Origin of the sequence: Acinetobacter sp. CFCC 11171 (assembly GCF_003268405.1) — a bacterium.
Lineage (GTDB): Bacteria > Pseudomonadota > Gammaproteobacteria > Pseudomonadales > Moraxellaceae > Acinetobacter > Acinetobacter amyesii.
Genome location: NZ_LQXP01000107.1, coordinates 1 through 745 on the forward strand (window position 1 = coordinate 1; position 745 = coordinate 745).

Annotated in this window: 1 protein-coding gene; it reads right to left on the reverse strand. The window is 47.2% G+C overall.

All coding sequences use genetic code 11. The features are described 5' to 3' along the window. On the reverse strand, positions 1 to 745 hold a 745-nt coding region (locus tag AVJ20_RS18065; RefSeq protein WP_213066212.1), incomplete at both ends, for a GA-like domain-containing protein.

A 745-nucleotide genomic window follows, 5' to 3' on the forward strand; every position in this document is an offset into this window, starting at 1 on the left:
CATCAATACGGTCTTGTAGTGCATCTTTATCCGCGCTGTCTGGCAAAGCATCCACTGCATTTTGGGCTGCATCTTTGGCGTCTTGCGCATTTTTTAAGGCAACTTCTAAAGCAGCTTTTTCTTCAGGTGTGATTAAGCCATCTGTATTCGCATCAGTGAGTGCATCTTCTGCTGCTTGATAGGCATCTTCTGCTGCTTCAACAAGATCTGTGGCTAAATCAACTGGATTTTCTGTGCTGTCATCAACTCCGTTTTCATTGGCATCGTTGACTGCTGGAATAGTGATATCCGTCAACGCATCAATACGGTCTTGGAAGCCATCTTTGGCATCTTGCACGGCTGCAGGTGCCGACGGTAAAGCATCGACCGCATCTTGCGCTGCATCTTTGGCATCTTGTGCCGCTTTGAGTGCTTCTTCAAGTGCGGCTTTTTCTGTTGGGGTGATTAAGCCATTCGATTCTGCATCTGCTAAAGCATCTTCTGCTGCTTGGTACGCATCTTCTGCCGCTTTTACTGCCGCTTCTGCATCGGCAATTTGTGCTTCAACTGCATCATCAATACCGTTGTTGTTGCTGTCCGTCACCGCTGGAATCACGATATCTGTCAACGCATCAATACGGTCTTGTAGTGCATCTTTATCCGCGCTGTCTGGCAAAGCATCCACTGCATTTTGGGCTGCATCTTTGGCGTCTTGTGCATCTTTTAATGCATCTTCTAAGGTCGCTTTTTCTTCAGGCGTGATTAG